15 protein-coding genes are annotated in these 16,396 nt (G+C 64.8%); 10 read left to right on the top strand and 5 right to left on the bottom strand.

Annotated elements, in window-relative coordinates:
* Window positions 1-16: 16 nt before the first annotated feature.
* Window positions 17-472 (top strand): type II secretion system protein N, encoded by a 456-nt coding sequence (locus AC1RDS_RS09560; RefSeq protein WP_092697661.1) that lies wholly within the window; start codon window positions 17-19, stop codon window positions 470-472.
* Here the strand turns inward: AC1RDS_RS09560 and AC1RDS_RS09555 are convergent.
* From AC1RDS_RS09555 to ilvA, 3 genes are all read right to left on the bottom strand, one after another.
* Window positions 462-1,058 (bottom strand): histidine phosphatase family protein, encoded by a 597-nt coding sequence (locus AC1RDS_RS09555; protein ID WP_492226877.1) that lies wholly within the window; start codon window positions 1,056-1,058, stop codon window positions 462-464. The genes AC1RDS_RS09560 and AC1RDS_RS09555 overlap by 11 nt on opposite strands.
* Before the next feature lie 98 nt (window positions 1,059-1,156).
* On the bottom strand, window positions 1,157-1,963 hold the full coding sequence (locus AC1RDS_RS09550) for an adenosylcobinamide-GDP ribazoletransferase (protein WP_092697663.1): 807 nt from the start codon (window positions 1,961-1,963) through the stop codon (window positions 1,157-1,159).
* 85 nt (window positions 1,964-2,048) lie between these two features.
* The gene (ilvA, locus tag AC1RDS_RS09545; RefSeq protein ID WP_287877099.1) at window positions 2,049-3,608 is read right to left on the bottom strand and encodes a threonine ammonia-lyase, biosynthetic; all 1,560 of its coding nucleotides are present in this window, start codon (window positions 3,606-3,608) and stop codon (window positions 2,049-2,051) included.
* 357 nt (window positions 3,609-3,965) lie between these two features.
* On the opposite strand from ilvA, the gene AC1RDS_RS09540 reads away from it, so the two are divergent.
* A complete protein-coding gene (locus tag AC1RDS_RS09540) occupies window positions 3,966-4,415 on the top strand; it encodes an OsmC family protein (RefSeq protein ID WP_092697689.1) in 450 nt (149 codons plus the stop codon).
* A 31-nt stretch (window positions 4,416-4,446) separates the two neighbouring features.
* On the opposite strand, the gene coq7 is transcribed toward AC1RDS_RS09540, so the two are convergent.
* Window positions 4,447-5,064 (bottom strand): 2-polyprenyl-3-methyl-6-methoxy-1,4-benzoquinone monooxygenase, encoded by a 618-nt coding sequence (gene coq7 / locus AC1RDS_RS09535; RefSeq protein ID WP_092697665.1) that lies wholly within the window; start codon window positions 5,062-5,064, stop codon window positions 4,447-4,449.
* 489 nt (window positions 5,065-5,553) lie between these two features.
* Here coq7 and AC1RDS_RS09530 point away from each other — a divergent pair, with 489 nt between their 5' ends.
* The 8 genes from AC1RDS_RS09530 to AC1RDS_RS09495 all read left to right on the top strand — a co-directional run bounded on the left by AC1RDS_RS09530 (window position 5,554) and on the right by AC1RDS_RS09495 (window position 15,306).
* Complete coding sequence (locus tag AC1RDS_RS09530) at window positions 5,554-6,618, top strand: porin (RefSeq protein WP_492226876.1); 1,065 nt, start codon at window positions 5,554-5,556, stop codon at window positions 6,616-6,618.
* Between the two features lie 341 nt (window positions 6,619-6,959).
* Entirely contained in the window at window positions 6,960-8,174 is a 1,215-nt protein-coding gene (locus tag AC1RDS_RS09525; RefSeq protein ID WP_026436609.1) for a porin, read from the top strand.
* 278 nt (window positions 8,175-8,452) lie between these two features.
* Entirely contained in the window at window positions 8,453-9,433 is a 981-nt protein-coding gene (locus tag AC1RDS_RS09520; protein ID WP_287877092.1) for an ABC transporter permease, read from the top strand.
* Window positions 9,433-10,650, top strand: coding sequence for a M20 aminoacylase family protein (locus AC1RDS_RS09515; protein ID WP_092697669.1), 1,218 nt, complete (start codon window positions 9,433-9,435; stop codon window positions 10,648-10,650). Before AC1RDS_RS09520 ends, AC1RDS_RS09515 begins: the two co-directional genes overlap by 1 nt.
* A 63-nt stretch (window positions 10,651-10,713) precedes the next feature.
* Entirely contained in the window at window positions 10,714-12,291 is a 1,578-nt protein-coding gene (locus AC1RDS_RS09510) for an ABC transporter substrate-binding protein (protein WP_092697670.1), read from the top strand.
* An 85-nt stretch (window positions 12,292-12,376) separates the two neighbouring features.
* The gene (locus tag AC1RDS_RS09505; RefSeq protein ID WP_092697671.1) at window positions 12,377-13,288 is read left to right on the top strand and encodes an ABC transporter permease; all 912 of its coding nucleotides are present in this window, start codon (window positions 12,377-12,379) and stop codon (window positions 13,286-13,288) included.
* A gap of 36 nt (window positions 13,289-13,324) precedes the next feature.
* Window positions 13,325-14,296: an ABC transporter ATP-binding protein gene (locus AC1RDS_RS09500; protein WP_092697672.1), complete on the top strand. Its 972-nt coding sequence runs from the start codon at window positions 13,325-13,327 to the stop codon at window positions 14,294-14,296.
* Window positions 14,293-15,306, top strand: a complete 1,014-nt coding sequence (locus tag AC1RDS_RS09495) for an ABC transporter ATP-binding protein (RefSeq protein WP_092697673.1) — start codon at window positions 14,293-14,295, stop codon at window positions 15,304-15,306. Before AC1RDS_RS09500 ends, AC1RDS_RS09495 begins: the two co-directional genes overlap by 4 nt.
* A gap of 48 nt (window positions 15,307-15,354) precedes the next feature.
* On the opposite strand, the gene AC1RDS_RS09490 is transcribed toward AC1RDS_RS09495, so the two are convergent.
* Window positions 15,355-16,278, bottom strand: a complete 924-nt coding sequence (locus AC1RDS_RS09490) for a LysR family transcriptional regulator (RefSeq protein WP_092697674.1) — start codon at window positions 16,276-16,278, stop codon at window positions 15,355-15,357.
* Window positions 16,279-16,396: the final 118 nt, after the last annotated feature.

The following is a 16,396-nucleotide window of genomic DNA, read 5'->3' as shown; positions in this document are numbered from 1 at the left end:
GAATCATAATCCCCGCATGGTGACCAATACACACAGCAAATGGGGCGTGCGCCTGGGGACTCTGGCTCTCTGGGCCCTGGCGGGCGCCAGCGTGGTCTATTGGGGGCTGCGCCTGTCGGCACGGCCCGTGGGGCTGGCGGTGCCGGCCGTGGCCCCCGCGCCCGTGGCACCCGATGCCCAGGCCATGGCGCGCCTGCTGGGTGTGCCGGCAGCGACCGATGCGGTGGCGGGCCGGGCGCCCGTGGCCTCGCTGGCCAGCCGCTTTGCGCTGATCGGTGTGCTGGCGGGCCGCAGCAGCGGCGGTGGTGCCGCGCTGATTGCGGTGGACGGCAAGCCGGCCAAGCCGTTCCGCGTGGGCGCCGCAGTGGACGAGGGGCTGGTGCTGCAGTCGCTGGACCCGCGCCAGGCCCGGCTGGGCGCGAGCGTCGATGGGCCGGCCACGCTGACGCTGGACATGTCCCTCAAGAACTGAACCGGTCCAGGTTCCGGATTTCCCATTCGCCCCACGCGGGCGCAGCCGCCGGCCATTGTTCCGGCCGGGGCCAGACGCCGTCGCCATGGGCCTGCAGCCAGGCCACGCAGCGCGTCACGCCGGCGTGGGTGATCCACACCACATCCTGCGCGGCCTGCTTTGCGGGCTGTGGCTGCGTGGCGCGCAAGGCCAGCGAAACGCGGGCCAGCATGGCGCTCAGGCTCTCGCCGCCGCCGGGTGCGTGGGTGGCAAAGGCTGCCGTCCACGCGTCGATGGCCGTTTTGCCGATGTGCTCCCAGGTCCGCCCTTCCCAGTGGCCAAAGTCCATTTCACGCAGGCGGGCGTCGGGATTGGAGGTCAAATCGGGCCTGAGCGCTTGAAGGTCATGTGCCAGCAGCTCACATCTTTGTAGCGTTGAATGAAAGACCTGCGCCTTCGGCGGCAGGGCGTCTGCCAGGCGCTGCGCTGCCACGCGGGTGGCTGCGGCGTCGGCTGGCACATCGAGCGCACCGTAGCAGGTGCCCGGTGCCACCAGGGGTCGTGCATGGCGCACCAGCCACAGGCGGGCGCCGGTGGGCGGGCTCATTCCATTTCCAGACCCTCCGTGTCGTTGTTGCTTCGCCTTGCCGTGCTGCAGCACTGTCTGCGGCTTCGCGCCTAGACACGAAGGATCTGGAAACGGAATTACATCCATCGCAGGGCCAGCGCCGCGCCCAGGTAAAAACCGATCTCGCTGACCTGCTGCGTGGCGCCCAGGCAGTCGCCCGTGAAACCCTGCAGGCGCCGCGCGAACCAGTGCGCCAGCCACGCGGCAGCCAGCGCACTTCCTGTCAAGGATGCTATCAAGTATGTAGCTGATTGCGCTTGCCATACCAGCGCCAGCGGCATCCAACACCAGCACATCGCGGCCGCCAGGGCGCCAACCGAGATCTGGTCGGCCAGCGGTTTGCTTTTGGACCGGGCCGTGTCGCCCACATGCGGCAGTCCGCGCACGATGAACAGCGGCCACAGGCGCGACAGCACATGGCCGCCCACCAGCGCCGCCACCGCCGCCAGCAGGCTGTGCGCACCCAGCAGTGCCAGCAGGCTGACCTTGGCCAGCAGCGCCAGCACCAGGGCCATGGCACCAAAGGCGCCGATGCGCGAGTCTTTCATGATGTCGAGCGCCCGCTCGCGGTCATGGCTGCCGCCCAGGCCGTCGGCCACGTCGGCCAGGCCATCCTCGTGGAAGCCGCCGGTCATCAGCACCGTGGCGATGGTGCAGAACACCGCCGCCACGGCCGGTGCCATCGGGTTGGGCGCCAGGGCCGCGTGCAGGGCGGCATACACGCCCGCCGCCAGCGCCGCCGCCAGCCAGCCGATGCCCGGGAAATGCGCGGCACTGGCGCGCAGCATGGCCGGGCTGTAGCCCACCCAGCCGGCCAGCCGCCCGGTAACGGGAATGCGGGTAAAAAACTGCACGGCCAGCAGGTAGTGGCGCAGGGCTTGCATGGTGCGGGGCCGGGAGGCTATCAAAATTGATAGCTGCTAGCGCTTATTGGGTAATCACTAGCAGCCATTTTTCGCAATATTGTGGTTACTTGGAGCGCAAAAACAGCCGGTAGGCCGGGTTCAGCGTTTCTTCAACATACGGGTAGCCCAGCGTGGCCAGGAATGCATCAAACGCCGCAGCGTCCTCGGGCGGCACCTGCAGGCCCACCAGGATGCGGCCGTAGTCGGCGCCCTGGTTGCGGTAGTGGAACAGGCTGATGTTCCAGGTGGGCTGCATCAGGCTCAGGAACTTGAGCAGCGCGCCGGGCCGCTCGGGGAACACGAAACGCAGCAGGCGCTCGTCCTGCGCCAGCGCCGAATGGCCGCCCACCAGGTGGCGCAGGTGCTCCTTGGCCAGCTCGTCGTGCGTCAGGTCGAGCGACTCGAAGCCGTGGCGCTCGAAGTTCCTGGTGATCTTCTCCGACTCGCCCTTGCCGTGCGTGGCCAGGCCCACGAACACATGGGCGCGCTGGGCGTCGCTGATGCGGTAGTTGAACTCGGTCACGTTGCGCGGGCCGCCGGGCAGGCCGCCCACCACCTCGCAAAAGCGGCGGAAGCTGCCGCGCTCTTCGGGGATGGTGACGGCCAGCAGGGCCTCGCGCTCCTCGCCCACCTCGGCGCGCTCGGCCACGAAGCGCAGGCGGTCGAAGTTCATGTTGGCGCCGCACAGGATGGCGGCGTAGGTTTCGCCCTTGGTCTTGTTCTTGGCCACGTACTGCTTGATGGCCGCCACAGCCAGCGCTCCGGCGGGCTCGACGATGCTGCGCGTATCCACGAACACGTCCTTGATGGCGGCGCACACGGCGTCGGTGTCCACGGTGACGAATTCATCCACCAGGCCCTGGGCGATGCGAAAGGTCTCCTCGCCCACCAGCTTGACAGCCGTGCCATCGGAAAACAGGCCCACATCGGCCAGCGTGACGCGTTCGTGCGCGTTGACCGACTGGAGCATGGCGTCCGAGTCGTTCATCTGCACACCAATGACCCTGATGTCTGGCCGCACCGCCTTGATGTAATTGGCCACGCCTGCCACCAGGCCGCCGCCGCCAATCGCCACGAACACGGCGTCGAGCTGGTTGCTGCCCAGCTTTTGCAGCTGGCGCAGGATTTCCATGGCAATCGTGCCCTGGCCGGCGATCACGTCGGGGTCGTCAAAGGGGTGGACAAAGGTCAGCCCCTGCTCCTGCTGCAGCCGCACCGCGTGGTCGTAGGCATCGGAATAGCTGTCGCCCGCCAGCACCACCTCGCCGCCCAGCGCCTGCACGGCGTCCACCTTGAGCTGTGGCGTGGTGGTGGGCATCACCACCACCGCGCGCGTGCCCAGCTTGCGCGCGCTCATGGCCACGCCCTGCGCGTGGTTGCCGGCCGAGGCGCAGATCACGCCCTTTTGCAATTGCTCGGGCGCCAGGTGGGCCATCTTGTTGTAGGCGCCGCGCAGCTTGAAGCTGAACACCGGCTGCTGGTCCTCGCGCTTCAAAAGCACCTTGTTGTGCAGGCGGCGGCTGAGGTTCCTGGCGGGCTCCAGGGCAGACTCGACGGCCACGTCATAGACGCGCGCGGTCAGGATCTTCTTCAGGTAATCGAGGGGGGTGAGAGGCTGGGTCATGGGATGGCAGGGTGTGCGCCGCCGCAGCGAAGGTGGCGGGGCAGCCATCATAGGCGCAACGCCTGACGGCCCGGCAGGGGCGGGGCCTGTCCGTACAGTGCTGGGCGGCGCACAGGCAAAAAAAAGCCCCAGGCGGTAAGGCCCAGGGCTGAATCCATCCTTTGAGGAGATGGAGGAGACAATCGGTGCATTGCGGCTGTTGGTTGCCTGGGGCTACCAACCCTTTCTTCCCGAAAGGGCAACGCATGGCGCTATTCTAGCGCGTCGGGTGCTGCAATGCAGCAAAATTCACCGTATATTTTTGAAGTGGCGGCCCATTTCGTCAAAAAAGCCACGCACCAACAAGGAGTGACAGACATGGAATGCACAGTCAGCTGGACCGGCGGCGCCGGAACGCGCTCGGGGATGGGCTTTGTGGCCGAAACGGGCAGTGGCCACATCCTGGCCATGGATGGCGCCCCCGATGCGGCGAACCCGGCCAATGGCGGGCTCAACCTGGCGCCCCGGCCCATGGAAACACTGCTGGCGGGCACGGGCGGCTGCACCGCCTACGACGTGGTGCTGATCCTCAAGCGCGGCCGCCACGATGTACGCGGCTGCAGTGTCAGGCTCACGTCGCAACGGGCCGAGGTGGAGCCCAAGGTGTTCACCGCCATCCACATGCAGTTCACCGTGACGGGCAAGGGCCTTGCGCCCGCCGTGGTGGAGCGCGCCATTGCCATGAGCCACGAAAAATACTGCTCTGCCAGCATCATGCTGGGCAAAACGGCACGCATCACCACCGGGTTCGAGATCGTCGAGGCCTGAGATCGTAAGCGGGCTCTGTGGCCGCGCCGGTTCAGACGTAGTGCGCCGTGGTCGTCATCACCTTGGCGGCCATCTTCATCATCAGGCGGGCGGGCGCTGGCAGGGTCACAGCCCCGGCATCGTGCGCATTGGCCGCGTGGCGCTCTTCGTCGTTCTTCATGCGGCTGACCACGGCGCGTGAGGCCAGATCCTCGGCCGGAAGCCTTTCCAGGTGGCCCTGCAGGTGCTCCGCCACCTGGTTTTCGGTTTCCACCACAAAACCCAGGCTCACGCGGTCGCTCACCTTGGCGGCCACCAGGCCCAGCGCGAAGGCGCCCGCAAACCACAGCGGATTGAGCAGGCTGGGCCTGGCGCCCAGGGCATCAAGCCGCTGCTGCGTCCAGGCCAGGTGGTCGGTTTCCTCGCGGGCCGATTCGAGCAGATGGCTGCGCAACCGGGCATCGCGCGTGACCGCCGCCTGCGCCGTGTAAAGGGCCTGGGCGCACACCTCGCCCACATGGTTCACCCGCATCAGCGCGCCCGCCAGGCGCTTTTGCGCGGGATTCAGCGCGGTTTCGGCAAAGGGCTCGGCGGGCGAGGCCTCCACGGCATGGGGTTTGGCAAACAGGGTGCGCAGCGCGGTGTCTGCGGCGCAAAGGAATGGGTCCATGGGAATTTCTTGGGAGAAAAATGGGCGAGGGTGGTGCGAAACAGGCGTTTTGCCAATGCATTCCCGCTTGCACATTGGGCGAGGGGCAATGCGACGAAGTGTTGCAACGTTCCGGGTCTGTTGCAAGAATGCCTGAAGAGAATGCGACAGTTGTTACAGACAGAAGTGGTTGTCTTGAGGTAGTTTGCGATGGCTTCTGTGGTGGCTGCCGCCAATGAGGCGCTGTATTGCGACATTTTCTGCCGCACCAGGATTGGTATTGGCATGGTGCCGTGTTGCGCAGGGCTTCCGCGACGAGGGTGTATTGTTGCAATGCCGCAACGAAATTGACCCTGCGCGGTGATTTCCTTTGCGCAACCGCGCCCCGTCTGGTGCAATAACACCAACTTCCCCACCAGGAGGTTGGCCCGGGGAACCGGTGGGACTGTGCTGGCGCTGCGCCCCAGACCTCCGAACCGGTGCCCATGTTTAACCTTGGAGTAACTCGCAATGAAAAAATCCCTGATTGCCCTGGCTGTGCTGGCTGCTTCCGGCGCCGCAATGGCCCAATCTTCCGTGACCCTGTATGGTATTGCTGACGCTGGCGTGACCTACCTGAATGGCGGCTCCAACTGGAGCGGCGTGACCTCCGGCAACAACAAGACCAGCCGCCTCGGCTTCCGCGGCGTGGAAGACCTGGGCGGTGGCCTGAAGGCCAACTTCGTCCTGGAAGGCGGCATCAACCTGGACACCGGTGATGGTAAGTCCGGCGGTGCAACCGACAACGGTTTCCAGTTCAAGCGTCAATCCACCGTGGGCCTGGCAGGCAACTTCGGTGAAGTGCGCCTGGGCCGCGAACTGACCGCTGCCTACAACGCTACCGCCCGTTACGACGTGTTCGGCAGCGTGGGTCTTGCCCAGTCGCGCCTGTGGGCTGACGGCGGCGTGCTTGATGCCAATGCCAACGCTAAGGCTGTGACGACCAACCTGCGTATCAGCAACGCTGTGACTTATGTGTCGCCCAACTTCAGCGGCTTCAAGGTCGGCGTGAACTACGGTTTTGGTGAAGTTGCTGGCGGTAACAGCAAGAGCGGTTACATGGGCGCTGGCCTGATGTATGACAACGGCCCCCTGAGCCTGGGCTTGGGTCTGGAACGCCTGAATAGCGGTGCAAACTCGGTCGCTACCAGCAACATCGACGCCTGGAGCCTGGGTGGTTCGTATGACTTCGGCGTGGCCAAGGTGCTGGCTGGCTACCGTGAGTCGAAGGTTGACGTCGCTACCGGCGAGAACAAGCGCCTTGGCTACTACCTGGCTGCAACCGCTCCTGTGGGCCCTGGCCTGGTGCGTGCTTCGTACAACCGTTACGAAAACAAGCTCGCCGGTTTCAAGGAAAAAGCTGACCAGTTTGGTCTGGGCTATGTGTACAGCCTGTCCAAGCGCACCTCGGTGTATGGCACCTACGCCTACCTGAAGAACAAGGACGGCGCCAGCCTGTACACCCTGGGTTCCGGCGGTCTGAAGACCAACGGTTCGCAGCAAGGCGTGCAAGTCGGTATCACCCACGCTTTCTGATGAATGGCTGGCGTGAGCCAGCTTTCATAGAGGTATGACAAAAGCCGCCCGTCGCAAGACGGGCGGCTTTTTTTTATGGATGTGTATTTCCGTTCGTACTTTTTTCTGTGCCGGCCAGTTGGCGTGCGCAACTGTGGTGCGTTGCGTGTGAGCCGGCAGAGCAGGTGGATGCATGTCTCATGCGCGACTTGAGAAGCAGCTGAGGGTTGGCTTTTCAATAAGTGAACGATCGTTCTATTAGGGAAAGCCTGTGTAGGCAATGTGCAACAAGCGCTTTCGCACGGGCGTGCCTTTACTACACTCAATTGGCATCCACTCAACCACGGAAAGAGACGCGACCCATGAAAAAAACCGAGATCCAGAAGCTGTTCGCCTTCGGAGCCGTTGCCCTGGCTTCGGGCTTTGCTTGCGCGCAGACCGCCGGCGCCCCTGCGAGCAGCGTGCAGCTGTACGGCATCGTTGATGTGGCCTATCGCCATACCACCAACGAAGGTCCGGCCACCGACCGGGGACAGTCGCTGGACCAGATGATTGGTGGCGGCATGTCGCAAAGCCGCCTGGGTATCAATGTCACCGAGGATCTGGGCGGCGGATTGAAGGCGATCGCCAATCTGGAGCACCGCTTTCTCGCCGACAGCGGCACCGTGGCCGCCGCCAATTATTTCCAGCAGTCCTGGGTGGGCCTGCAGAGCAGCAGCCTGGGTCGCCTGACCGTGGGGCGTCAATACAACATGCTGTTCGACCTGGTGACCACGACCTACGCATCCTTTCCCTATTCGCCGTACATGGAGGCATACAAGCCCGAATTGGGCATGTCCATGGGCTCGCGTGCCAACAACATGATCAAGTACATGGCCGAGGTCGGAGCGATCCGCGGCTCGCTCCAGTATTCTTTCGACGAAGGCAGCACGGTTGACAAGATGGGCGCGGCCGCGGCCAGCACCGGCGCCATCCGGACGGCTGGCGGTTACCTGCGTTATTCCGCCGATGGCCTTTCTGCCGGCCTGGGCTACCTGAACACCAGATTGCCGGGCGGCACCAAGGTGGATGCCTGGACCTTGGGTGGTTCGTACCGTTCCGGTCCCTTGTATGTGAACCTGGGCTACGCGGAGAACAAGCGCAAGGGCAACTATCCGCTGAGCGTGGCGGGCGTGGTCGATAGCGCCGTTCTCGGTGCCTTCTGGATGAGCCCTTCGAGTGGCGGCTTTGTACCAGGCGCCACGGCAGACCCGAGCCGGCCTGCCACCGTGGCGGGTTTGCTCAACCATGCCGACAAGCGTGAGATGTTCAAGGTGGGCTTTGGCTACCAGATCACGCCGCAGATCAATGGGGGCATGCATTACTACCATGCCAAGCAGTCCGGCTCGGCTTCGGGTGTTTACAACGGCAAGGCCAACTTCCTGGTGGCTGCCGTGGATTACGCCTTCTCCAAGCGCACGGATGCCTATTTCGCTGTGGACCATACCCGCGTCAGCGGCGGTGACGGCATGGCGCTGGCTGCCAACGGTGCCCGTACACGCACAGGCGTCACCGCAGGCCTGCGCCATCGCTTCTAAATCAACTGGTGGGAGAAGGGCGCTGCTCTGGTGACAGGTCAACGCTGGTTTCCAGGGAAAAACCGGGTCGCTCGCCAGAGTGACCCGGTTTTCTTCTTTTTGTCGTCAGCCCACGAATGGGGGCATGGTTTCGGTTTCCTGCTGCTGGGTTGCGGTGGCATGGTTCCTGCGTGGAGGCGACGGATGCACTGGCGTTTTGTGGTGCGGAGCTATCGAAAACCATGGGTGGTTGCGAGAAAACTCCCTGTTAGCATGGCCCATCATTTTTCGTTTGACTGATGCTTGCCTTTATTTTGCGTCGCCTGATCCAGGCGGCCATGGTGATGGTCACCGTGGCCTTCATCGCCTTCATGCTGTTCCAGTATGTGGGCGATCCGGTGGTGTTTCTGCTGGGCCAGGATGCCACGCCTGAGCAGATCCGCAGCCTGCGCGCCGACCTGGGGCTCGACAAGCCCTTTTTTGTGCAGTTCTGGCACTTTCTGGTGAATGCCGCCCAGGGCGAGTTTGGCCTGAGCCTGCGCCAGGGCGCCAAGGTGTCGCGCCTGATGGCCGAGCGCTTCCCGGCCACGCTGGAGCTGGCCCTGGTAGCCGCCGCGCTGGCCCTGCTGGTGGGCGTCCCCATGGGGGTGTATGCGGCGCTCAAGCGCGGCACGTTCATCAGCCAGGCGTTCATGACCTTGTCGCTGCTGGGTGTGTCGCTGCCCACCTTTCTGATCGGCATCCTGCTGATTCTGGTGTTTGCGGTGACGCTGGGCTGGTTTCCGAGCTTCGGTCGCGGTGAGGTGGTGCACATCGGGTGGTGGACCTCGGGGCTTTTGACGGCCAAGGGCTGGCACCACATCACGCTGCCGGCCATCACGCTGGCGATTTTTCAGCTCACGCTCATCATGCGGCTGGTGCGCGCCGAGATGCTGGAGGTGCTGCGCACCGACTACATCAAGTTTGCCCGCGCGCGCGGTCTGTCCAGCCGCGCCATCCATTTTGGCCATGCGCTCAAGAACACACTGGTGCCGGTGATGACGATCACCGGGCTGCAGCTGGGCGGGCTGATTGCCTTTGCCATCATCACCGAAACGGTGTTCCAGTGGCCGGGCATGGGGCTGCTGTTCATCCAGGCCGTGACGTTTGCCGACATTCCGGTGATGGCCGCCTATCTGTGTCTGATTGCGCTGATTTTTGTGGTGATCAACCTGGTGGTGGATCTGCTGTATTTTGTGGTCGATCCGCGCCTGCGCGTGGGCCATGCCGGAGGACACTGATGCACAACCCACGCTGGAAAGTTGGCGGCCGGGCCTTTGCCCATATTGCGCAATTCCACCCCGAACTGACCGCGCTACGGCGTGACCTGCATGCCCACCCCGAGCTGGGTTTTGAGGAGGTGTACACGGGGCGGCGCGTGAAAGAGGCGCTGCAGCTGTGCGGCGTGGATGAAATCCACGAGGGCATTGGCCGCACGGGCCTGGTGGCCGTGGTGCGGGGCCGCAGCCAATCGAGCGGAAGCATGGTGGGCCTGCGTGCCGACATGGACGCACTGCCGATTACCGAGCACAACGATTTTTCCTGGAAATCGTGCAAACAGGGTCTCATGCATGGCTGCGGCCATGACGGCCATACCGCCATGCTGGTGGGTGCCGCCCGCTACCTGGCCGAAACCCGCAATTTTGACGGTACCGCCGTGCTGATCTTCCAGCCTGGCGAAGAGGGCTTTGCCGGCGCCCGCGTGATGATGGAGGACGGCTTGTTCGAGCGATTCCCGGTGCAATCCGTTTTTGCCATGCACAACTGGCCGGCCATGAAGCCGGGCACCGTGGGCATCAACCCGGGGCCCATGATGGCGGCGGCAGACCGCATCACCATCGAGATCAACGGCCGCGGTGGCCATGGCGCACATGCCTACCAGACGGTGGACGTGGTGCTGGTGGCGGCGCACATCATCACCGCGGCGCAGAGCATTGTGTCGCGCAATGTGCGGCCCATTGACAGCGCCGTGGTCAGCCTGTGCGCCATCCAGGCGGGCGACCTGGGCGCTTTCAGCGTGCTGCCGGGCAGCGCCACGCTGGTGGGAACGGTGCGCACCTTCGATCCGGCGGTGCAGGAGATGGTGGAGCAGCGCCTCAAAGAGCTGTGCAGCGCCATTGCCCTGGGGTTTGGCGCCACGGCCACGCTGCATTACGAGCGCATGTACCCCGCCACCATCAACACCGAAAGCGAGGCCGTGTTTGCCGCCGACGTGGCCGAGTCGCTGGTGGGTGCCGACCATGTGGTGCGCGACCTGGAGCCCAGCATGGGGGCAGAAGATTTTTCGTTCATGCTGCAGACCAGGCCCGGCGCCTACCTGCGCCTGGGGCAGGGCACGGGCGCCAGTGGCAGCGCGCTGCACAACAGCCGCTACGACTTCAACGACGAGGTTCTGCCACTGGGGTCGGCCTTGCATGCCAGCCTGATCGAGCAGGCCATGCCCTTGCAGACACCCTGATTTTCCGCCGTGTTGCGGTTGACCGCCTGAGTTCTTGTTCCCGTCCATCCACAGGAGATTCGCATGAAATTTCAGAAGAAAGCAAGCTTGGCCCTTGTGCTGTCTGCGCTGGCAGCTACTAGTCTGGTAGCACATGCCCAGACAATCCGGATTGCCAACCAGGGCGATGCGCTCTCGATGGACCCGCACTCGCTCAACGAGTCGCTGCAGCTGAGCACGACCAGCAATGTGTACGAACCGCTGGTGGGGCGCAACAAGGACCTGAGCCTGGCGCCCGCGCTGGCCACGGCATGGAAGCAGACCTCGCCCACCGTGTGGCAGTTCGAGTTGCGCCGGGGGGTGCAATTCCATGACGGCACCCCGTTCACCGCCGACGATGTGCTGTTCAGCTTTGCGCGCACGCAGGCCGATGGCTCGGACATGAAGAGCTACACCAACGATTTCAAGCAAGTGCGCAAGATCAACGACTTTCTGGTGGAGATCGAGACCAAGACGCCTTTCCCCATTCTTCCGGACGTGATCTCGCAAGTGGCCATGATGAGCAAGAAATGGTGCGAGACCAACCAGGCCCTGACGCCGGTGGACCGCCGCAAGGGCATCGAGAACGCCGCATCGTTCCGCGCCAATGGCACGGGGCCGTTCCGCCTGCGCGAGCGCCAGCCCAACGTGCGCACGGTGTTCACGCGCAATGGTTCCTACTGGGGCAAGATCGAGGGCAACGCGGCCGAAGTTATCTTCACCCCCATCGGCAACGACGCCACCCGCGTGGCGGCCCTGCTGTCGGGCGAGGTGGATGTGATGGAGCCCGTGCCGGTGCAGGACATCGAGCGCGTGAACAGCGGCGCCAACACCCGCGCCATCACCGGCCCGGAGCTGCGCACCATTTTCCTGGGCATGGACCAGAAACGCGACGAGCTGCTGTATTCGAACGTGAAGGGCAAGAACCCGTTCAAGGACAAGCGCGTGCGCCAGGCCTTCTACCAGGCCATCGACATCGAGGGCATCAAGAAAACCGTGATGCGCGGCGCCTCCAACCCGTCCGCGCTGATGGTGGGCCCGGGCATCAATGGCTTCCAGCCCGACGCCAAGCGCCTGCCGTATGACGTGGAAGCCGCCAAGAAGTTGATGGTCGAGGCCGGCTACCCCAACGGTTTTGAAGTGGCCATGAACTGCCCGAACGACCGCTACGTGAACGACGGCCGCATCTGCCAGGCGGTGGCGGCCAACCTGGCGCGCATCAACGTCAAGATCAACCTGCAGGCCGAGACCAAGGGCACGTATTTCCCCAAGATCCTGCGCCGCGATACCGGCTTTTACATGCTGGGCTGGACGCCTTCGACCTACGACGCGCACAACGCCCTCAATGCCCTGATGGCCTGCGTGGACGACAAGGGCGCGGGTCAGTTCAACCTGGGCGCCTATTGCAACCCCAAGGTGGACGAGCTGACCAAGAAGATCCAGGCCGAGACCGACAAGGTCCAGCGCAATGCCATGATCAAGGAGGCGTTTGATCTGCATGCGGCCGACGTGGGGCACCTGCCACTGCACCAGCAGGCCCTGGCCTGGGGCGTGAGCAAGAAGGTCAAGCTGGTGCAATTGGCGGACAACTACATGCTCTACAAGTGGATGAGCAAGAACTGATCTGCCACCCACCACCTTCCCAAGGGGTCGCAAGGCGGGGCCGCACAGCGCGCCGGGCCTTGCTGCCTGTTTCTGGTTTCCTCTGATGAAAAAAACCCTTGCGCGCTGGCTTGACAGCGATGTTGGCTACAGCTTTCGCACTTCGCCCATGGCCATGGTGGCGGCCGCGATTGCCGTGGTGTGCGTGTTCTGCGCGCTGGCTGCGGGCTGGGTGGCGCCGCACAACCCGTTCGATTTGTCCACGCTGGAACTCAGCGATGCGCGCCTGCCACCGGCCTGGAGCGCCGAAGGTTCGCGCAAATACCTGCTGGGCACCGACGACCAGGGGCGCGACATTCTCTCGGCCCTGATCTATGGCGCCCGCATCTCGTTGGTGGTGGGGCTGGCGTCGGTGCTGCTGTCGGTGGTGGTGGGTGTGGCGCTGGGCTTGCTGGCCGGTTTTCGGGGCGGCTGGATCGACGCCGTGCTGATGCGCCTGTGCGACGTGATGCTGTCGTTTCCCGCCATTTTGGTGGCCCTGCTGATCGCGGGCGTGGGCCGGGCGCTGTTTCCCAATGCGCACGAATCGCTGGCTTTTGGGGTGCTGATTTTCTCCATCTCGCTGACCGGCTGGGTGCAATATGCGCGCACGGTGCGCGGCTCCACCCTGGTCGAGCGCAACAAGGAATATGTGCAGGCCGCGCGCGTGACCGGTGTGCCCCCGCTGCGCATCATGCGCAAGCATGTGCTGCCCAATGTGATGGGCCCGGTGATGGTGCTGGCCACCATCCAGGTGGCCACGGCCATCATCACCGAGGCCACGCTGTCGTTTCTGGGTGTGGGCGCGCCGCCCACCTCGCCCTCGCTGGGCACGCTGATCCGCGTGGGCAATGACTACCTGTTCTCGGGGGAGTGGTGGATCACCGTGTTCCCGGGGCTGATGCTGGTGCTGATCGCGCTGTCGGTGAACCTGCTGGGCGACTGGCTGCGCGACGCGCTCAATCCTCGGTTGCGCTGAAGGCGCAGCCACCTCTCCGAAGCAGGCCGCCATTTCATGTCTCTCCTCGAAGTCAAAAACCTCGTTGTCGAATTTCCGGGCCGGCGCGGCACACTGCGCGCGCTGGACGATATTTCGTTTTCCATCGCCCCCGGCGAGATCCTGGGCGTGGTGGGCGAGTCGGGGGCGGGCAAGTCGCTCACGGGCGCCGCCATCATTGGCCTGCTCGAATCGCCGGGGCGCGTGGCGTCGGGCGAGATCCGGCTGGAAGGCCAGCGCATCGACCAGCTGAGCGAAGCGCAGATGCACCACATTCGGGGCCGGCGCATTGGCGCGATCTTCCAGGATCCGCTGACTTCGCTGAATCCGCTCTACACCGTGGGCCGGCAGCTCACCGAAACCATCCAGGCGCACCTGCCAGTGAATGCCGCCGAGGCCCGGCGGCGCGCCATTGCCCTGCTGCAGGACACCGGCATCCCGGCGGCCGGGCAGCGCATCGACCATTACCCGCACCAGTTCTCGGGGGGCATGCGCCAGCGCGTGGTGATTGCCCTGGCGCTGGCGGCCGAGCCCCAGCTCATAGTGGCCGACGAGCCCACCACGGCGCTCGATGTGTCCATCCAGGCGCAGATCATCACGCTGCTCAAGAACATCTGCCATTCGCGCGGCGCGGCCGTGATGCTGATCACCCACGACATGGGCGTGATCGCCGAAACCTGTGACCGCGTGGCGGTGCTGTACGCCGGGCGTGTGGTCGAGATCGGTCCGGTGCACGAGGTCATCAACCACCCCGCCCATCCCTATACCGCCGGCCTCATGGCCTCCATTCCCGACATGGCGCAGGACCGCGAGCGCCTGAACCAGATCGACGGTGCCATGCCCCGCCTGAACGCCATTCCACCAGGCTGCGCCTTCAACCCGCGCTGCCCGCGCCGCTTTGACCGCTGCACCGCCGAGCGCCCCGAGCTGCTGCCCGCAGGCGCCACCCGCGCGGCCTGCTGGCTGCATGCCCCGGAGGTGGCCGCATGAGTGCAACGACACCGGCCCGCACGCCCCTGGTGCAGGCACACGACCTGGCCAAGACCTTCGACGTTTCGGCGCCCTGGCTCAACCGCGTGCTCGAAGGCAAGCCGCGCACGCTGCTGCACGCGGTGGATGGCGTGAGCTTTGAAATCGAAAAAGGCAAGACCCTGGCCCTGGTGGGCGAATCGGGCTGCGGCAAGAGCACCGTGGCGCGCCTGCTCGTGGGCCTGTACGAGCCCACGCGCGGCGGCCTCACCTTTGACGGGCAGGATGCGCATGCCGCCTTCAACAGCGGCAACGCCAAGCCCATGCGCCGGCGCATCCAGATGATCTTCCAGGACCCCTATGCCAGCCTGAACCCGCGCTGGCTGGTGGAAGACATCGTGGCCGAGCCGCTGCGCGAGCATGGCCTCATCACCGACAAGGCCGTGCTCCAGCAACGGGTGGGCGAGCTGCTGCAATCGGTGGGCCTGTCGGCACTCGACATGGTGAAGTACCCGCACCAGTTTTCGGGCGGCCAGCGCCAGCGCATCTCGATTGCGCGCGCCCTGGCTACCGAGCCCGAGTTTCTGGTCTGCGACGAGCCCACCAGCGCGCTCGATGTGTCGGTGCAGGCCCAGGTGCTCAACATCATGAAGGACCTGCAGCGCCAGCGCCACCTGACTTATCTGTTCATCAGCCACAACCTGGCCGTGGTGCGGCATGTGAGCGACCAGGTGGGCGTGATGTACCTGGGCCGCCTGGTGGAGCTGGCCGACAAGCACACCCTGTTTGACACCCCGCGCCACCCCTACACGCGCATGCTGCTCGATGCCATCCCCAAGATGCACGACACCGGCAAGGCGCGCAACCCCGTGCAGGGCGAAGTGCCCAACCCGCTCAACCCGCCGTCCGGCTGCGCGTTCAACCCGCGCTGCCCGCATGCGAACGAGCGCTGCCGCGCCGAGCGGCCCCAGTTGCTGGGCCTGGGCGGCATCCGCATCGCCTGCCATGCGGTGCAGGAGGGGCGGATCTGATGATTGCTCATGAAATGGGCGTTGCTCGCGCTTCCCGTACCAGCGGGGTCACGGTGCCGGCAGGCCCGGTGCTGGCGGATCGGCTGCCGGCAGGGCGCGGCCCAGCAGGTAGTCGATGCAGGTGCGCACCGCCCGCGTCTGGTGGCGGTCGGGCATGTAGAGCATGAACATCTGCGTGCCGAAGATGCTCAGGCGCCACTCGTCCAGGGTGGTCAGCACCTCGCCGCTGGCCACGGCGTCCTCCACCACATAGTCGGGCACCAGCCCCACGCCCAGCCCGGCCAGAATGCCCTGGCGCAGGAACGGAAAATGCTCCGAAATCAGCGTGGGCTCCAGCGTCACCTCTTCACGCCGTTCGCCCTGGTAGGCGCGCAGGCGCAGCTGGCGCCCCACGACGCCGGCCGTGATCAGTGGTGCGGTGCGCAGCGCCTCCAGTCCCGTGGGCAGGCCGTGCGCCAGGGCATAGCCGCGCGAGGCGCAGGCGAGGTAGCGCACCGTGCCCATGTCGCGCGCCACCAGCGTGGGCGGGGGCTCGGGCATGACGCGGATGGCGATGTCCACTTCGTCGCGGATCAGATCGTCCACCCGGTTTTCAAAGCGCACATCGAGCACGATGCCGGGGTACAGGCGCTTGAAGTCGATCAGCCAGTCCGACATCACCATCTGCCCGTAGCCGCTGGGCACGCTCAGGCCTACGCGGCCCTGCAGGCCCTGGCCCAGCGTGGCGATGGTCTCGCGCGCGGCCAGCATCTCGTTCTGGATGGCGCGGCCATGCTGGTACAGGCGCAGGCCCACTTCGGTGGGCTCGACGCGGCGCGTGGTGCGGCGCACCAGCTGCACGCCCACCGATTTTTCGAGCTGGCTCAGGTGGTAGCTCACATTGGCGCGCGACATCTTCAGGTTGCGCGCCGCCTGGCTGAGGTTGCCCGCATCCAGAATGTCCACCAGCACGGTCAGGGAGGTGATTTCCATGTGTGGGATGCTTAAAAAAGCGGCTTATGTCAAAGATTGTTTGACAGTCTGTCAACCGTTAATGTAATTGTCAAGATTGTTTGGCGCATCAACAATAGTGGGCTCTTTCCCAACCACC

This window comes from Acidovorax sp. GW823-FHT02H02 (assembly GCF_058797075.1).
This window is presented reverse-complemented; position numbering and strand designations above follow the sequence as displayed.

What these genes read in the sequence shown, in the direction of transcription:
- AC1RDS_RS09560 (WP_092697661.1), top strand. Translation starts at nt 17, where the DNA reads ATGGTGACCAATACACACAGCAAATGGGGCGTGCGCCTGGGGACTCTG.
- AC1RDS_RS09555 (WP_492226877.1), bottom strand. Translation starts at nt 1,058, where the DNA reads ATGAGCCCGCCCACCGGCGCCCGCCTGTGGCTGGTGCGCCATGCACGA.
- AC1RDS_RS09550 (WP_092697663.1), bottom strand. Translation starts at nt 1,963, where the DNA reads ATGCAAGCCCTGCGCCACTACCTGCTGGCCGTGCAGTTTTTTACCCGC.
- ilvA (WP_287877099.1), bottom strand. Translation starts at nt 3,608, where the DNA reads ATGACCCAGCCTCTCACCCCCCTCGATTACCTGAAGAAGATCCTGACC.
- AC1RDS_RS09540 (WP_092697689.1), top strand. Translation starts at nt 3,966, where the DNA reads ATGGAATGCACAGTCAGCTGGACCGGCGGCGCCGGAACGCGCTCGGGG.
- coq7 (WP_092697665.1), bottom strand. Translation starts at nt 5,064, where the DNA reads ATGGACCCATTCCTTTGCGCCGCAGACACCGCGCTGCGCACCCTGTTT.
- AC1RDS_RS09530 (WP_492226876.1), top strand. Translation starts at nt 5,554, where the DNA reads ATGAAAAAATCCCTGATTGCCCTGGCTGTGCTGGCTGCTTCCGGCGCC.
- AC1RDS_RS09525 (WP_026436609.1), top strand. Translation starts at nt 6,960, where the DNA reads ATGAAAAAAACCGAGATCCAGAAGCTGTTCGCCTTCGGAGCCGTTGCC.
- AC1RDS_RS09520 (WP_287877092.1), top strand. Translation starts at nt 8,453, where the DNA reads ATGCTTGCCTTTATTTTGCGTCGCCTGATCCAGGCGGCCATGGTGATG.
- AC1RDS_RS09515 (WP_092697669.1), top strand. Translation starts at nt 9,433, where the DNA reads ATGCACAACCCACGCTGGAAAGTTGGCGGCCGGGCCTTTGCCCATATT.
- AC1RDS_RS09510 (WP_092697670.1), top strand. Translation starts at nt 10,714, where the DNA reads ATGAAATTTCAGAAGAAAGCAAGCTTGGCCCTTGTGCTGTCTGCGCTG.
- AC1RDS_RS09505 (WP_092697671.1), top strand. Translation starts at nt 12,377, where the DNA reads ATGAAAAAAACCCTTGCGCGCTGGCTTGACAGCGATGTTGGCTACAGC.
- AC1RDS_RS09500 (WP_092697672.1), top strand. Translation starts at nt 13,325, where the DNA reads ATGTCTCTCCTCGAAGTCAAAAACCTCGTTGTCGAATTTCCGGGCCGG.
- AC1RDS_RS09495 (WP_092697673.1), top strand. Translation starts at nt 14,293, where the DNA reads ATGAGTGCAACGACACCGGCCCGCACGCCCCTGGTGCAGGCACACGAC.
- AC1RDS_RS09490 (WP_092697674.1), bottom strand. Translation starts at nt 16,278, where the DNA reads ATGGAAATCACCTCCCTGACCGTGCTGGTGGACATTCTGGATGCGGGC.